The organism is Streptomyces sp. NRRL S-37 (assembly GCF_000721605.1).
GTDB lineage: Bacteria > Actinomycetota > Actinomycetes > Streptomycetales > Streptomycetaceae > Streptomyces.
This window is the reverse complement of the sequence record NZ_JOIZ01000118.1, coordinates 1-379: the sequence shown is the minus strand read 5'-3', so window position 1 is coordinate 379 and position 379 is coordinate 1. Positions and strand designations below refer to the sequence as shown.

Genomic DNA, 379 nt, shown 5'->3' with positions numbered 1-379 from the left:
CGCACTGACCTCCACCAGCACCCGGAACCCGTCCGCCAGCAGCGCACGCGTCGCCGCCTCGAACTCCACCGTCCCGCGCAGGTTCCGGTACCAGTACCCCGCATCCAGCGACGCGGTGTCGATCACCCCACCCGACACCGTCGAGTAGAACGGCACCTCACAGGAGCGCGGCGTCACCGGGGCCAGCAGCTCGGCCAGCTCCGCCTCGATCCGCTCCACATGAGCCGAGTGCGACGCGTAGTCCACCGCCACCCGGCGCGCCCGCACCCCCCGCGCCTCGCACTCCACCAGCAGCTCGTCCAACGCGTCCGCGTCACCGGAGACCACCACCGACGACGGCCCGTTCACCGCCGCCACCGACACCCGGCCCTCCCACCGG

At 73.1% G+C, this 379-nt stretch carries 1 protein-coding gene; it reads right to left on the bottom strand.

Translation table 11 applies throughout. The annotated features are described in order from the left end of the window. Window positions 1-379: acyltransferase domain-containing protein (locus IH50_RS38475; protein ID WP_037873712.1), on the bottom strand; the 379-nt coding region annotated here is incomplete at both ends.